Here is a 14777-nt window from a genome sequence, read left to right as displayed (position 1 = left end):
GTGACGACGCGACAGCCACGGCCGCAGGCCGGTCCGGTCTCGGCGATTCTCGGCAGGCTTCGGCGCGCGCCACGGCGGGTGCGCCGCGGGTCGCGTGACGTGATTCAGACGGCTGTGTCGCAGTTGTTCGACGCCGCTGTCCAACCGCACGACGTCGAGGCCTCCGGTGAGTACCGCATCGACGAACTGGCGCGACTGGCGGGCACCACCACCCGCAACATCCGGGTCTACCGCGACCGGGGGTTGCTGCACCCGCCGTTGCGAGTGGGCCGGATCGCGTTGTTCAACGACACCCATCTGACCCGGCTGCGGCTGATCACCTCGCTGCTCGACCGCGGCTACAACATCTCCCATGTGCACGAGATGCTGACGGCCTGGGAACAGGGCAAGAGCGTGGGCGACATCCTCGGCCTGGAGTCGGCGATCGCGGGAAGTTGGGCGACCGAGAAGCCCGAACGTATGAGCGTGAGCGACGCCAGACGCCTGGTCGACGACGACACCGGTTTCGACCGCATGGTCGGTCTGGGACTGATCAGGCTGGATGACGGGGAAGCCACAGTGGTGCGGCCAAAGCTGATCGAGGCCTTCGGCGACATCCGCCAGTACGGTGTGGCCACCGAGAAGCTGATCGACCTACATGAGCGGATCGCGCCGCTGCTCGACCAGATCAGCGAAATCCTGGTGCAGGCCGGCATCGAGGAGGTGCTACACCGCATCAACCCCGGCGCCGCCCTGCCGCCGGATACCGAAATTGCCGAACTGATCACGATGCTGGTGAGGTTCCGCACCCAGGCGGTGTCCGCGGTGTCGTCGACACTGGCGTTCTCGATCGAGTCGACGATCGAGTCGCTGGTCGGTCAGGTCCTCGGTGACGTCATCGCCGAAGACGCCACCGAGGCTGAGGCCTGATCACTCCCACTCGATGGTGGCCGGCGGCTTGCTGGTGATGTCCAGCACCACGCGGTTGACCTCCGGAACCTCGTTGGTGATCCGGGTGGAGATGCGTTCGAGCACCTCGTAGGGCACCCGCGTCCAGTCGGCGGTCATCGCGTCCTCGCTGGACACCGGGCGCAGCACGATCGGATGCCCGTAGGTGCGGCCGTCGCCCTGCACACCCACCGACCGCACATCGGCCAACAGCACCACCGGGCACTGCCAGATCTGATGGTCCAGACCCGCCGCGGTCAGTTCCTCGCGGGCGATCCAGTCGGCGCGCCGCAACGTCTCCAACCGCGCCGCGGTCACCTCGCCGACAATGCGGATTCCCAGGCCCGGGCCCGGGAACGGTTGGCGGGCAATGATTTCCTCGGGCAGACCGAGCTCGCGTCCCACGGCGCGGACCTCGTCTTTGAACAGCAACCGCAGCGGTTCGACGAGCTTGAACTTCAGGTCGTCGGGCAGGCCGCCGACGTTGTGGTGGCTCTTGATGTTCGCGGTGCCCGAGCCGCCACCGGACTCCACCACGTCGGGATACAGCGTGCCCTGCACCAGGTACTCGACGTCATCGCCGCCGTCGCTCACGATGTCGCGCACGGCCTCTTCGAACGCACGGATGAACTGCCTGCCGATGATCTTGCGCTTGCCCTCCGGGTTGGTCACCCCGGTGAGGGCTTCGAGGAACCGGTCGGCCACGTCGACGGTGATCAGCTTGGCGCCGGTGGCGGCGACGAAGTCGCGCTGCACCTGCGCGCGCTCCCCCGCGCGCAGCAGGCCGTGGTCGACGAACACACACGTCAACCGGTCGCCGATGGCGCGCTGCACCAGCGCGGCGGCCACCGCGGAGTCCACTCCCCCGGACAACCCGCAGATCGCCCTGCCGTCGCCGATCTGCGCGCGCGCCTGCTCGACGAGCGCATCGGCGATGTTGGCCGGGGTCCACGTCGAATCGATCCCGGCGAACTCGTGCAGAAACCGGCTCAGCACCTGTTGGCCGTGCGGGGTGTGCATCACCTCGGGGTGGTACTGCACACCGGCAAGGCGCTTGTCCCGGTGTTCGAAGGCCGCGACGGGCGCCCCGGCGGTGGTGGCCACCACCTCGAAACCGTCCGGTGCGACGGTCACCGCGTCGCCGTGGCTCATCCACACCGGCTGGATGTCGGGCAGGTCGGAATGAAGCTGTCCGCCAGTGACTTTCAGCTCGGTGCGGCCATACTCACTGGTGCCGGTCCTGGCCACGGTGCCGCCCAGCGCCTGGGCCATCGCCTGGAAGCCGTAGCAGATCCCGAACACCGGCACCCCGAGGTCGAACACCGCGGGATCCAGTTGCGGAGCACCTTCCTCGTAGACGCTGGCGGGCCCACCGGAGAGCACGATGGCCTGCGGGTCGCGCGCCTTGATCCCGTCGACCCCGGCGGTGTGCGGGATGACCTCGGAATACACCCGGGCCTCGCGGATCCGGCGCGCGATCAGTTGCGCATACTGAGCGCCGAAGTCGACCACCAATACCGGCCGCGGGGATGCTGAAGTCACCCGGACAGTCTAGTTGCGCCCGATAGCGGGAATGGGAAGGTACAGGTGCGACCCGCCACTACCGGATACGACGAGAGGTGTGCCCGTGCTCGGCCTACCAGCACAGATCCGCGCCGCGCTGTTCGACCTCGACGGCGTCCTCACCGACACGGCCAGCGTGCACAAAAAGGCGTGGAAGGTGATGTTCGACGAGTTCCTCCGCGCCCACGCAAAGCGCACCGGTGAACCGTTCGTGCCGTTCGACGCCGCCGCCGACTACCTGCGCTATGTCGACGGCAGGAAGAGGGAGGACGGCGTGCGCGCCTTCCTGGCCAGTCGCGGCATCGCCCTGCCCGACGGCCAACCGGGCGACCCGGCCGCCACCGAAACCGTCTACGGGTTGGGCAATCGCAAGAACGAGATGTTTCAGCAGACGTTACGCACCGAGGGGATCGTCGTCTTCGAGGGGTCGCGGCGCTACCTGGAGGCGGTCGCGGCGGCGGCGCTGTCCATCGCGGTGGTGTCCTCCAGCGCCAACACTCGACAGGTGCTCGAGCAGACCGGACTCGACAAGTTCGTCCAACACAGGGTAGACGGAGTGGTCATGCGCGAACAGAACATCAAGGGCAAGCCGGCCCCTGACTCCTTTCTGCGGGCCGCGGAGTTGCTCGGCGTCGCACCGGCAGAGGCCGCCGTATTCGAGGACGCCATCGCCGGTGTCGCTGCCGGGCGGGCCGGCGACTTCGGTTATGTCGTGGGTGTCGACCGGGTCGGGCAGGCAGATGCGTTGCGGCGCAACGGCGCCGACATCGTGGTAACCGATCTGGCCGAGCTGCTGGCACCGTGAACACCGAAGAGATCATTCCGGTCGAGCCCTGGCACGTTCGCGAAGTCAGGTTCGACTTCGACCTGCTCGGCGAATCCGAATCGCTGTTCGCGCTGTCCAACGGGCACATCGGCATGCGCGGAAACCTCGACGAGGGCGAACCCTACGGTCTGCCGGGAACCTATCTGAACTCGTTTCACGAAGTGCGCCCACTGCCGTACGCGGAGGCCGGCTTCGGCTACCCCGAAGCCGGCCAGACGGTCGTCGACGTCACCAACGGCAAGGTGATGCGTCTGCTCGTCGACGACGAACCGTTCGACATGCGCTACGGCGAACTGTTGGAGCACGAGCGCGTTCTCGACATGCGGGCGGGCACGCTGACACGCACCGCGCATTGGTGTTCTCCCGCGGGCAAGCAGGTGAGGATCACCAGCACCCGGTTGGTGTCGCTTGCCCAACGCAGCGTCGCGGCAATCGAATACATCGTCGAGGCCCTCGACGAGTTCGTCCGGGTCACCGTGCAGTCCGAACTGGTCGCGAACGAGGACCAGCCACCGACGTCGGCCGATCCGCGCGTCGCGGCCGTCCTCGACCGGCCGCTGGAGGCGGTCTTCCACGAGACAACCGAGACCGGTGCGGTTCTGCTGCATCGCACCAGGGGAAGCAACCTGATGATGGCCGCGGCGATGGATCACGAGGTGGACGTTCCCGGACGCGTCGGCGTCGCCACCGAGACCGGCGAGGATCTGGCCCGCACCACGATCATCTGCGGGCTGCGGCCCGGCCAGCGGCTGCGCATCGTCAAGTACCTGGGCTACGGGTGGTCGAGCCTGCGGTCCCGGCCCGCGCTGCGCGACCAGGTGGCCGCCGCCATCGCCGGTGCGCGCTACACCGGCTGGGACGGGCTGCTGCGTTCCCAGCGCGAGTATCTCGACGACTTCTGGGACAGCGCCGACGTGGAGGTCGAGGGCGATCCCGATGTCCAGCAGGCGGTGCGGTTCGGGTTGTTCCACGTGCTGCAGGCCAGCGCGCGCGCCGAGCGTCGGGCGATTCCTGGCAAGGGGTTGACCGGCACCGGTTATGACGGCCACGCGTTCTGGGACACCGAGGGCTTCGTGCTGCCGCTGCTGACCTACACGGCACCGCAGGCGGCCGCCGACGCGCTGCGATGGCGGGCGTCGACGCTGCATCTGGCGCAGGAACGCGCCGCCCTGCTCGATCTCGACGGTGCGGCCTTCCCGTGGCGCACCATCGCCGGGCAGGAGTGCTCGGCGTACTGGCCGGCGGGCACCGCGGCATGGCATGTCAACGCCGACATCGCGATGGCGTTCGAGCGGTACCGGATCGTGACGGGTGACCAGTCGCTGGAAGAAGAGTGCGGTCTGAAGGTGCTTGTCGAGACCGCGCGGATGTGGGTGTCGCTGGGGCATCACGACCGCTACGGGGTGTGGCACCTGGACGGGGTGACCGGCCCCGACGAGTACACCGCCGTGGTGCGCGACAACGTGTTCACCAACCTGATGGCCGCCGCCAACCTCCGCACCGCCGCCGAAGCCTGTGAACGCGCCCTCGACGCCGCCTACGAACTGGGGGTGACCACCGCCGAGATGGCGGCCTGGCGCGCGGCGGCCGACACCGTCCACATCCCCTACGACGAGGAGCTCGGCGTCCATCAGCAGCACGACGGGTTCACCACCCTCAAGGAGTGGGATTTCTCGGCCAACCCGTCCTATCCGTTGCTGCTGCACGAACCCTATGTGCGGCTGTACCCGTCGCAGGTGATCAAGCAGGCCGACCTGGTGCTGGCCATGCACTGGCAGGGACATGCGTTCACCGCGGAGCAAAAGGCCCGCAACGTCGACTATTACGAGCGGCGCACCACCAGGGACTCGTCGCTGTCGGCGTGCACGCAGGCGGTGATGTGCGCCGAGGTCGGCCATCTCGAACTCGCCCACGACTACACCTACGAGGCCGCGCTCATCGATCTGCGCGACCTGCACGGCAACACCCGCGACGGCCTGCACATGGCGTCGCTGGCCGGTGCGTGGACGGCCCTGGTGGCCGGGTTCGGTGGGCTACGCGACGACGAGGGTGTGCTCAGCCTCGACCCGCAACTGCCCCGAGGCATCACGCGATTGCGGTTTCGGTTGCGGTGGCGCAATTTTCGACTCACCGTCGACGTCAACCACGAGTCGGTGACCTACACCGTGCGTGACGGACCGGACGCCTCGTTGACGATCCTGCACGCGGGCGAGGAAACCAAACTGCACAGCCAGCAGCCGATTACCCTGGCGATCAAACGTCGCGAACCGCTGCTGCCGCCGCCTCTGCAGCCCGAGGGCCGCGAACCGCTGCGTCACCGCATGCTGGGCTGACTCGACAGCGCACTAGGACATCTGCTTGGAGAGCGGCAATCCGCCGGTGGCCTCGAAGACCACGCGCTTGCCGATCTCGACGGCATGGTCGGCGAACCGCTCGTAGTAGCGGCCCAGCAGCGCCACGTCGACCGCCGAGCAGACCCCGCTGTCCCACTTGTGGTCCATCAGCAGGGTGAACAGATGCCGGTGCTCGGCGTCCACGGCGTCGTCCTGGTCATCCAGCTGCGCGGCCTTGGCGGCGTCGGGCGCCAACAGCACTTCCTGCGCGGTGTGCGCCAAGGTGATTGCCCGGGCGCCCATCTCGGCGAAACTCGCCCGCACCCCTTCGGGCAACGCGCAGTCGGGATGGCGCAACCGCGAGATGCTGGCCACGTGCACCGCCAGCGCACCCATCCGTTCGATGTCGGCGGCGATGTGGATGGCGCCGACGATCCTTCTCAGGTCACCGGCCACCGGTTGCTGCAGCGCGAGCAGTCGGATCGCGGTCTCCTCGACGTGGCGGCTCTGCTCGACGATCCGGTCGTGTTCGGCGATCACCTGTTCGGCCAGCGTCAGGTCGGCGTCGTGCAGTGCCTGCGTCGCGTCGCGCAACGCCGTCGACGCCAGACCGCACATTTCGGCCAGCTGCGCGGACAACCCCGACAGCTGCTGGTGATACGCGGTTCGCATCGAGGGGAAATACCCGGGGCGTTCCGGTTTCAACCCGTCGAGCTGACCGGTTCGATGGGCAGGTGCCGCAGGGCCGCGGGCGCGTCGGCGGGCACCACCGGGTGCTGCGGCGGGATCGGTGCGAGCCGCTTGTAGGGCTGGTCTTGGGCGGGCCGTAGGTCCTGTTGGCCCTTGTTCGGCCACAGCGCCGCCGCCCGCTCGGCCTGAGCGGTGATCGAAAGCGACGGGTTGACACCGAGATTCGCCGAGATCGCCGCACCGTCGTGCACCGAGAGGGTCGGGTAGTTGTACACCCGCTGATACGGGTCGATGACGCCGGTCTGCGAGCTGTCGCCGATCGCGGCGCCCCCGAGGAAGTGCGCGGTGAGCGGGATGTTGAACAGCTCACCCCAGGTGCCGCCCGCCACGCCGTCGATCTTCTCGGCGATACGGCGGGTGACCTCGTTGCCGACGGGGATCCACGTCGGGTTCGGTTCGCCGTGGCCCTGTTTACTGGTCATCCGCCGGAACCCGAGCCTGGTGCGTTCGGTGAAGGTGGTGATCGAGTTGTCCAGGTGCTGCATCACCAGCGCGATCACCGTGCGCTCACTCCACCTCCTCACGTTGAGCATGCGCAGCAGCCCGCGGGGGTTGGCCGCGGCCTGCTGTAGGAACTGCCGCCAGCGCGGCACGTCGGTGCCCTCCGGGCCGCCGCCGTCGGTCATCAGTGTCTGCAACAGCCCCATCGCGTTGGAGCCCTTGCCGTAGCGCACCGGTTCGATGTGGGTGTCGGGGGTGGGATGGATCGACGACGTGATCGCCACGCCGTGGGTCAGATCGAGGTCGGGTGACACCTTGTACTTGCCGGCGCCGACGATGGACTCCGAGTTGGTCCGCGTCAGCACGCCCAGGCGATCCGACATCTTGGGCAGCTTGCCCTTATCGCGCATCTTGAACAGCAGCTTCTGGGTGCCCCATGTGCCCGCGGCCAGTACCACGTGCGTTGCGGTCAGCGTGCGCCTCTTCCTGCGCACCCACCGACCGGTGCGCATGACGCGAACGTCCCACAATCCGTCGGCGCGCTGCTCGAACCCGGTCACCGTGGTCATCGGAAGCACTTCCGCGCCAGCCTTTTCCGCCAGATACAGGTAATTCTTGACCAACGTGTTCTTCGCGTTGTGGCGGCATCCGGTCATGCACTCGCCGACCTCGATGCAACCGGTGCGCGCCGGGCCCGCCCCGCCGAAGTACGGGTCGGGCACCGTCTGGCCCGGGGTCTTCTTGCCGTCTGGCCCGAAGAACACCCCGACCGGCGTGGGCACCCAGGTGTCACCGACACCCATCTCGTCGGCGACTTCCTTGACGATGCGGTCGGCGTCGGTGAACGTCGGGTTCTTGACCACACCGAGCATCCGCTGCGCCTGGTCGTAGTGCGGCATCAGTTCGGCGCGCCAGTCGGTGATGTCCTTCCACTGCGGGTCGCTGAAGAACGGTTGCGGCGGTACGTAGAGCGTGTTGGCGTAGTTCAGCGACCCGCCGCCCACGCCCGCGCCCGCCAGGATCATCACGTTGCGCAACAGGTGGATGCGCTGGATGCCGTACATGCCCAGCTTGGGCGCCCACAGGAATTTGCGCAGGTTCCAGGAGGTCTTGGCGAAGTCTTCGTCGGCGAACCGGCGGCCGGCCTCGAGCACGCCGACCCGGTAACCCTTCTCGGTGAGCCGCAGCGCGGTGACGCTGCCGCCGAACCCCGAACCGATGATGAGGACGTCGTAGTCAGGCTTCATTGCCCCAGTATGAACTCGGTCGCGCCGCCACATCGCCAGCAGACGCAAACTCCGCGGTATGACCAGGAAAAGCACGCATTTTGCGTCTGCTCGCGGCCGGAGCGGCCGGAGCGGCCGGAGCGGCCGGAGCGGTTCAGGAGCCGACGGTCAGGCCGACCTTCTGGAACTCCTTGAGGTCGCAATAACCGGCCTTGGCCATCGAGCGGCGCAGGCCGCCGACCAGGTTCAGCGAGCCGAACGGATCGTCGGAGGGCCCGTTGAGCACCTGCTCCAGCGGCGGCCGCTCGCCGAGCGCGACCTCCAGCAACGCCCCGCGGGGCAACGACGGGTGCGCGGCCGCGGCGGGCCAGAACCAGCCGTCGGCCTGTGCCTCTGCGGCGGTGGCCAGCGGCGTCCCGAGCACCACGGCGTCGGCGCCGCACGCGATGGCCTTGGCCAGGTCGCCGGAGGTGTGCATATCGCCGTCGGCGAGCACGTGCACGTACCGGCCGCCGGTCTCGTCGAGGTATTCGCGGCGGGCGGCGGCGGCGTCGGCGATCGCGGTGGCCATCGGCACGCTGATGCCGAGCACCTCGTCGCTGGTGGTGACGCCGCTGGTGGAGCCATAGCCGACGATCACGCCGGCCGCGCCGGTGCGCATCAGATGCAGCGCGGTGCGGTGGTCGAGCACACCGCCGGCCACCACCGGCACGTCGAGTTCGGAGATGAACGTCTTGAGGTTGAGCGGCTCGCCGTCCTGGGCGACCCGCTCGGCCGAGATGATCGTGCCCTGGATGACCAGCAAGTCGATGCCCGCGGTGACCAGCGTCGGGGTCAGCGCCTGCGCGTTCTGCGGGCTCACCCGAACCGCCGTCGTCACCCCGGCCTCGGCGATCCGCGCCACTGCGGCACCCAGCAGGTCCGGATCCAGCGGCGCGGCGTGCAACTGCTGCAGCAACCGCACGCCCGCCGACGGCTCCTTGTCGGCGGCCTCGATGACCTCGACGACCTTCTCGCGCACATCGGCGTGCCTGCCGATCAGTCCCTCCCCGTTGAGTACGCCGAGGCCGCCGAGACGGCCCAGTTCGACGGCGAACTCCGGGGACACCAGCGCGTCGGTCGGGTGGGACACGACGGGAATCTCGAACCGGTAGGCGTCCAGCTGCCAGGCGGTCGACACGTCCTTCGACGAGCGGGTGCGACGCGACGGCACGATGTTGATGTCGTCGAGTTCATAGGTCCGGCGGGCGGTTCTGCCCATGCCGATTTCAACCATGTCACGCATGACCAAAGCCCCCTTAGCGGGCGTAGTAGTTGGGGGCCTCCACGGTCATCGTGATGTCGTGGGGATGGCTTTCCTTCAGACCCGCCGCAGTGATCCGGACGAACTGGGCCTGCTGCAACTGCTCGATGGTGGCCGAGCCGGTGTAGCCCATCGCGGCCCGTAGCCCGCCGGTGAGTTGGTGGATCACCGTGGACAGCGGCCCACGGAACGGTACCCGGCCCTCGATGCCCTCGGGCACCAGCTTGTCCTCCGACAGCGCGTCGTCCTGGAAGTAGCGGTCCTTGGAGAAGGACTTGCCGCCGCTGCGCCCGGCCATCGCGCTCAGCGAACCCATGCCGCGGTAGCTCTTGAACTGCTTGCCGTTGACGAAGATCAGCTCACCGGGCGATTCGGCGGTGCCTGCCAGCAGCGAGCCCAGCATCGCGGTGGACGCCCCCGCCGCGAGCGCCTTGGCGATGTCGCCGGAGTACTGCAGCCCGCCGTCGGCGATCACCGGCACACCCGCGGGTGCGCAGGCGGCGACGGCCTCGAGGATCGCGGTGATCTGCGGGGCGCCCACCCCGGCCACCACCCGGGTGGTGCAGATCGACCCCGGGCCCACCCCGACCTTGACCGCGTCGGCGCCCGCCTGGACCAGCGCGGAGGCGGCCGCGCGGGTCGCGACGTTGCCGCCGATCACGTCGACCCGGTCACCGACCGCGGCCTTGAGCCGGCTGACCATGTCGAGCACCAGTCGGTTGTGGGCGTGCGCGGTGTCCACGACGACGACGTCGACGCCGGCGTCCACCAGCGTCATCGCCCGCGTCCACGAGTCGTTGCCGACCCCCACCGCGGCGCCGACGAGCAGCCTGCCGTCGGAGTCCTTGGTCGACAGCGGGAACTGTTCGGTTTTGACGAAGTCCTTGACGGTGATCAGCCCGGTCAGCTTGCCGTGGTTGTCGACGATCGGCAGCTTCTCGATCTTGTGCCGGCGCAGCAGTCCCAGCGCCGCCTCGGCCGAGACGCCCTCCTGGGCGGTGATCAGCGGCGCCTTGGTCATCACCTCCGAGACTGGCTTGGACTGGTCCACCTCGAAGCGCATGTCGCGGTTGGTGATGATGCCGACCAGCTCGCCAGTGTCGTCGACGACGGGCAGCCCGGAGATCCGGAAGCGCGCGCACATCGCGTCGACCTCGGCCAGCGTGTTGTCCGGCGAGCAGGTGACCGGGTCGGTGACCATCCCGGCCTCGGAGCGCTTCACGGTCTCGACCTGACCGGCCTGCTCGGCCACCGGCAGGTTGCGGTGCAGCACGCCCATCCCGCCGGCGCGCGCCATCGCGATCGCCATCCGCGATTCGGTCACGGTGTCCATCGCCGAGCTCACCAACGGCACCTTCAGCCGGATCCTCTTGGTCAGCTGGCTGGAAGTGTCGGCGGCCGCGGGCACCACGTCGGACGCCGCGGGCAGCAACAGCACGTCGTCGAACGTGAGGCCGAGCATCGCAATCTTCGTCGGGTCATCGCCGCCGGTGGACACCGGTACGGCGAGCGGAAGGCTGCTTTCAGCGATCGACATGGGTGGGGCCTCCATCAGCGTCGAGCTAGACGACCATCCTATCGGCATCGACACCGGCGGTTCGGTGCCACACTCGACTGCGCGGCACACCGCTCGACGGCTGGCGCGAAATGAGTACGGCTGCGTAGGGTGGAGGCGTGCGCGACCATTTACCGCCGGGTTTGCCACCCGATCCCTTCGCTGACGACCCCTGCGACCCCTCCGCCGCGCTCGACGCGATCGAGCCCGGTCAGCCGCTGGATCCTCAAGAGCGGACCGCGGTGGAGGCCGATCTGGCCGACCTGGCCGTATACGAGGCACTCCTGGCGCACAAGGGGATCCGCGGACTGGTGGTGTGCTGTGACGAATGCCAGCAGGACCACTACCACGACTGGGACATGCTGCGCGCCAACCTGTTGCAGCTGCTCGTCGACGGTACGGTCCGGCCACACGAACCGGCCTACGATCCCGAACCCGACGCCTACGTCACATGGGACTACTGCCGCGGCTACGCGGACGCCTCGCTCAACGAGGCCACCTCCGACACCGACGGCTACCGCTGAGCCGTTCGCTCGCGCGCCGAAATCCACGAAATGGCGTGATCCACTCGCACTTCTGCGCCCAAACGTGAGTTTGGGCGCTAGCGCGGCTCGTCGGCCGGTTCCGGTAGCACCACAGTCGTCGTCACCGCGGTTCGCGGTGCCTCCCGTGTCGGCGCCTCGGCCGTGGAGTCGTCCTCTTGTGTGTCCTCTTGCACCGCCGACGGTGTCGGCTGCGGTGTGACCGCCGATGGTGTCGGCAACGGCGCCTGCGACGTCGGCTTCGGTGTCGGTGTCGGTGTCGGTGTCGGCACAACGGTCGGCGACGGTGCGGGCAGCAGCGTCGGCGACGACGGCTGCGGCGTCTGCGAGGGCGTCGGCCGCGGGATCTGCGAGGTCTCGGCCGGCGACGACGGCAGGGTCGTCTCGGTCGGCGACGACGGCAAGGTGGTCTCGGTCGGCGACGACGGCAAGGTGGTCTCCGACGGCGGCGGCGAGGTGACGGTGGTTTCCGACGGCGGGGTCGCCGTCGTCGTCTCCAAGGGCACCGTAGTGATCGCCGAGGTGTCCGTTCCCGGCGCGACAACCACTGGCACGTCCGGCATCTGAGGCAGCGGCGCGCCCGGCGGCACGGTCGCGTTCGCGTCCTTGCTCTCGACCTTGACGGTCAGCTCCTGCCACTGGGTGACCAATTCCTCTTTGCGCTCAACGTCATTGACCGACGCGACCGTGGTCGTCAGCGTCTGCAGCTTCTGTTCGGCCGCATCCCACTGCCCCTCCTCGATCAGCTGCTGCACCTCGGCCAGCTGCTGCGAGGCCAGCATCACCGCGTCGTCGCGAGACGCCTGCTGTTCACCGAAGAACATGGTCTTGAGCCCGTAGAGCGAATCGCCGGGACCCGCACCCGCGACCACGCTGACGAACCCGCCCAGGCAGAGCACCGCGGCGGCCGCCGAGCCGACCACCGCCAGCGTCATCCGGCCACGGCGACGAGACGCCCGCGCACCGTCCAGCGCCAGCACCGCGTCGCGCGGCGTCAACGCCGCCGTCAGCGGTGCGTCGCGGACCTCGTCGCGCCAGCCGGCGAGCAGGTGAGCCAACTCGGCCTCACCGGGATCGGTCGAGTACACCGGCTGCTCGAACGCGAGCGCGTCGAGGAACCGGTCGGTGCGGTTGATCTCGTTGAGCGACGGGTCGCCCCCGTTGGAAGTCCAGCGTCCGAAGTCAGGCATGGTCGTGCCCCGTCGCGATGATTTCGGCCTTCAGCCGGGCCAGTGCACGGTGCTGGGCCACCCGGACCGCGCCCGCCGTGCTGCCCACGGCCTCCGCGGTCTCCTCGGCGCTCATGCCCACCACCACACGCAGGATCAGGATTTCGCGCTGCTTCTCGGGCAGGATCTGCAGAAGCTTCTTCATCCGGTCGGATGCCTCGGCGTCCAACGCCATCTGCTCGGGGCCGGCGTCCACCGACAACCGTTCCGGCACGACATCGGTCGGGTCGGAGCGGTTTCTGGCCGCCGCGCGATGCGCGTCGGCCACCTTGTGGGCCGCAATGCCGTACACAAAGGCCAGGAACGGTCGTCCCTGATCCTTGTAGCGCGGCAGCGCCGTGATGGCGGCCAAGCAGACCTCCTGTGCAACGTCATCTGCTGACAGACCGCTTCGCTCGGTCGCGCCGACTCTTGCCCGGCAATAGCGGACGACGATCGGGCGAATGATCTCCAGCACCTCCCGGAGCGCGTCCCGGTTGCCGGCAACAGCCTCAGCAACGACGGCATCGAGACGTTCTCCCGAAGATGTCATCGTGGGCGATCTCTCCAGCGTTACGGATGGGACGGAACCCGGGCAGGGTTGGCTCGGCTAAACAATAACTTTCAGGATGGCGTGCGCCCGCTCAGCGGGCAGCCCACACGCCGCCCCGTGACCGGACTGTGTCGGCGGACTCGTCGCGGATCGCGGCCACCTGCGCCGCCGAACGCGTCGCGCTGCCGATGTCGGCCAGCAAGCAGGCCAACGCCCAGCGCAGTGGCAACATTCCCAACCGCTCGGCGGCATCCAGCGCGGAATCGGCGACCGCCCGGGAGGCGTCCAGGTCCCCGGCACTGCACAGCGCCGCGGCCCGTACCACCTCTGACTTCACGGCGTGTCGCGCGGATCCGAGGGCGGCGGCCCGCTCGACGGCCCGCTCGGCGTGCCCCACCGCCGCGGGTCCGGCACCGCCGGCCATCGCCAGTTCGGCGGACACCCACGCCAGTCGCACCGCGACCCGTGGTCCGGTCGCGGCGTCGGCCGCGCGGTGCAGCGCCCTGGCCGCCGCCGCGAGCCTGCCGATGCCGAGCGCATCGGCGGCCAGGCCGATCAGCGCATCGGCGCGGGCCTCCGCGTCGGCGCCGGCGACCGCCAGGGCCCGCCCGTCCCAGCCGCGCGCGTCGGCGTGGCCGCCGAGTTGACGCAAGAACGACGCGCGGGTGCTGTGCGCCAGCGACAGCAACCGGCCGGGACACGGCCCGCGGCGCAGCAGGGCCAGATCCGCCAGCGCACTGCCGTAGCGACCCTGCCCGCCCGCCGCGACCGCGCGCAGCCACAACTCGTGCGGCGTCGTCGCGGCGGGCAGCGGCCAGCGTCCGGGGTCGCGCCCGAAGGCGGCGTCGAAGAGCGTCATCCGACCGGGAACGCTATCAACGGGCGTCGATTTTCGACCAACAATGGTTAACAGTTGATGGTCGTCATGTTAATTCCAGGTAAGCCAATTACCTCGCCAAAGAATTAGCTGCCCGGAATTGCCGTCGACGGTCGAACGCGATCAGGGCAATTGTCTGATTCCAACCGGCCCAGCACCCGTTCGGGCCGCGATCTGCGCCGACTAGGGGTCGTAACGATGAACGTGAGGTAAATTCTGGGCCTGCGGTTATGGCGTTGGGCACACGCCCCGGCTATTGACGGGATTTCGTGAGCCAATCTACTTTGATGACCACGAGCGGTCACCGTCGACTTCGACTCGAATCGGTTCCACAAACCCACGCACCCCCTATTTCGAAAATGTGTGTAGAGAGGGGTTTCTCATGCCACAGCTGCAGCATCTACCCGGACCGAACGCCGATGTCTGGGATTGGCAAATGCACGGCCTGTGCCGGGGAGTCGATTCCTCCGTGTTCTTCCATCCCGACGGTGAGCGCGGCCGGGCGCGGGCCCAGCGCGAGAAGCGCGCCAAGGAGATGTGCCGCAGTTGCCCCGTGATCGCGGAGTGCCGCTCACACGCGTTGAGCGTCGGCGAACCCTACGGCGTATGGGGCGGCCTGTCGGAATCCGAGCGCGAGATTTTGCTGAAGGGAGCCGTGCGCCGCGCGTCGTGA

Annotated in this window: 13 protein-coding genes; 5 read left to right on the top strand and 8 right to left on the bottom strand. The window is 68.6% G+C overall.

The genetic code is table 11. The features are described from left to right. Positions 1-909, top strand: coding sequence for a MerR family transcriptional regulator (locus ABQE89_RS19750; protein WP_448419704.1), 909 nt, complete (start codon positions 1-3; stop codon positions 907-909). On the opposite strand, the gene guaA is transcribed toward ABQE89_RS19750, so the two are convergent. Next, on the bottom strand, positions 910-2469 hold the full coding sequence (gene guaA / locus ABQE89_RS19745) for a glutamine-hydrolyzing GMP synthase (protein ID WP_448419702.1): 1560 nt from the start codon (positions 2467-2469) through the stop codon (positions 910-912). Positions 2470-2500: 31 nt separating this feature from the next. Between guaA and ABQE89_RS19740 the strand changes: the two genes are divergently transcribed. Then, the gene (locus tag ABQE89_RS19740) at positions 2501-3295 is read left to right on the top strand and encodes a beta-phosphoglucomutase family hydrolase (RefSeq protein WP_448419700.1); all 795 of its coding nucleotides are present in this window, start codon (positions 2501-2503) and stop codon (positions 3293-3295) included. Further along, entirely contained in the window at positions 3292-5649 is a 2358-nt protein-coding gene (locus tag ABQE89_RS19735; protein WP_448419698.1) for a glycoside hydrolase family 65 protein, read from the top strand. The genes ABQE89_RS19740 and ABQE89_RS19735 overlap by 4 nt, the downstream gene beginning before the upstream one ends. Before the next feature lie 12 nt (positions 5650-5661). Here the strand turns inward: ABQE89_RS19735 and phoU are convergent, their stop codons facing one another. The 4 genes from phoU to guaB all read right to left on the bottom strand — a co-directional run bounded on the left by phoU (position 5662) and on the right by guaB (position 10954). Further along, positions 5662-6321 carry a phosphate signaling complex protein PhoU gene (gene phoU / locus ABQE89_RS19730; RefSeq protein WP_448419696.1) on the bottom strand — a complete coding sequence of 220 codons (660 nt, stop codon included), beginning with the start codon at positions 6319-6321 and terminating at the stop codon, positions 5662-5664. A gap of 29 nt (positions 6322-6350) precedes the next feature. Beyond that, positions 6351-8087, bottom strand: coding sequence for a GMC oxidoreductase (locus ABQE89_RS19725; RefSeq protein WP_448419694.1), 1737 nt, complete (start codon positions 8085-8087; stop codon positions 6351-6353). A gap of 133 nt (positions 8088-8220) precedes the next feature. After that, positions 8221-9342: a GuaB3 family IMP dehydrogenase-related protein gene (locus tag ABQE89_RS19720; RefSeq protein WP_448419873.1), complete on the bottom strand. Its 1122-nt coding sequence runs from the start codon at positions 9340-9342 to the stop codon at positions 8221-8223. Positions 9343-9364: 22 nt separating this feature from the next. Next, on the bottom strand, positions 9365-10954 hold the full coding sequence (guaB, locus tag ABQE89_RS19715; RefSeq protein WP_448419871.1) for an IMP dehydrogenase: 1590 nt from the start codon (positions 10952-10954) through the stop codon (positions 9365-9367). Positions 10955-11043: 89 nt separating this feature from the next. On the opposite strand from guaB, the gene ABQE89_RS19710 reads away from it, so the two are divergent. Beyond that, the gene (locus tag ABQE89_RS19710) at positions 11044-11448 is read left to right on the top strand and encodes a DUF5319 domain-containing protein (RefSeq protein WP_003882245.1); all 405 of its coding nucleotides are present in this window, start codon (positions 11044-11046) and stop codon (positions 11446-11448) included. Positions 11449-11525: 77 nt separating this feature from the next. On the opposite strand, the gene ABQE89_RS19705 is transcribed toward ABQE89_RS19710, so the two are convergent. The 3 genes from ABQE89_RS19705 to ABQE89_RS19695 all read right to left on the bottom strand — a co-directional run bounded on the left by ABQE89_RS19705 (position 11526) and on the right by ABQE89_RS19695 (position 14086). Then, on the bottom strand, positions 11526-12656 hold the full coding sequence (locus ABQE89_RS19705; RefSeq protein WP_448419692.1) for an anti-sigma-D factor RsdA: 1131 nt from the start codon (positions 12654-12656) through the stop codon (positions 11526-11528). After that, positions 12649-13227: a sigma-70 family RNA polymerase sigma factor gene (locus ABQE89_RS19700; RefSeq protein WP_448419690.1), complete on the bottom strand. Its 579-nt coding sequence runs from the start codon at positions 13225-13227 to the stop codon at positions 12649-12651. The genes ABQE89_RS19705 and ABQE89_RS19700 overlap by 8 nt, the downstream gene beginning before the upstream one ends. A gap of 91 nt (positions 13228-13318) precedes the next feature. Beyond that, a complete protein-coding gene (locus ABQE89_RS19695; protein WP_448419688.1) occupies positions 13319-14086 on the bottom strand; it encodes a hypothetical protein in 768 nt (255 codons plus the stop codon). A 400-nt stretch (positions 14087-14486) separates the two neighbouring features. Here ABQE89_RS19695 and ABQE89_RS19690 point away from each other — a divergent pair, with 400 nt between their 5' ends. Next, positions 14487-14777, top strand: coding sequence for a WhiB family transcriptional regulator (locus ABQE89_RS19690; RefSeq protein ID WP_448419686.1), 291 nt, complete (start codon positions 14487-14489; stop codon positions 14775-14777).

Source organism: Mycolicibacterium sp. XJ1819 (assembly GCF_053483675.1).
The sequence above is the reverse complement of the archived record's forward strand: the minus strand, read 5'-3'. Positions and strand labels throughout refer to the sequence as shown.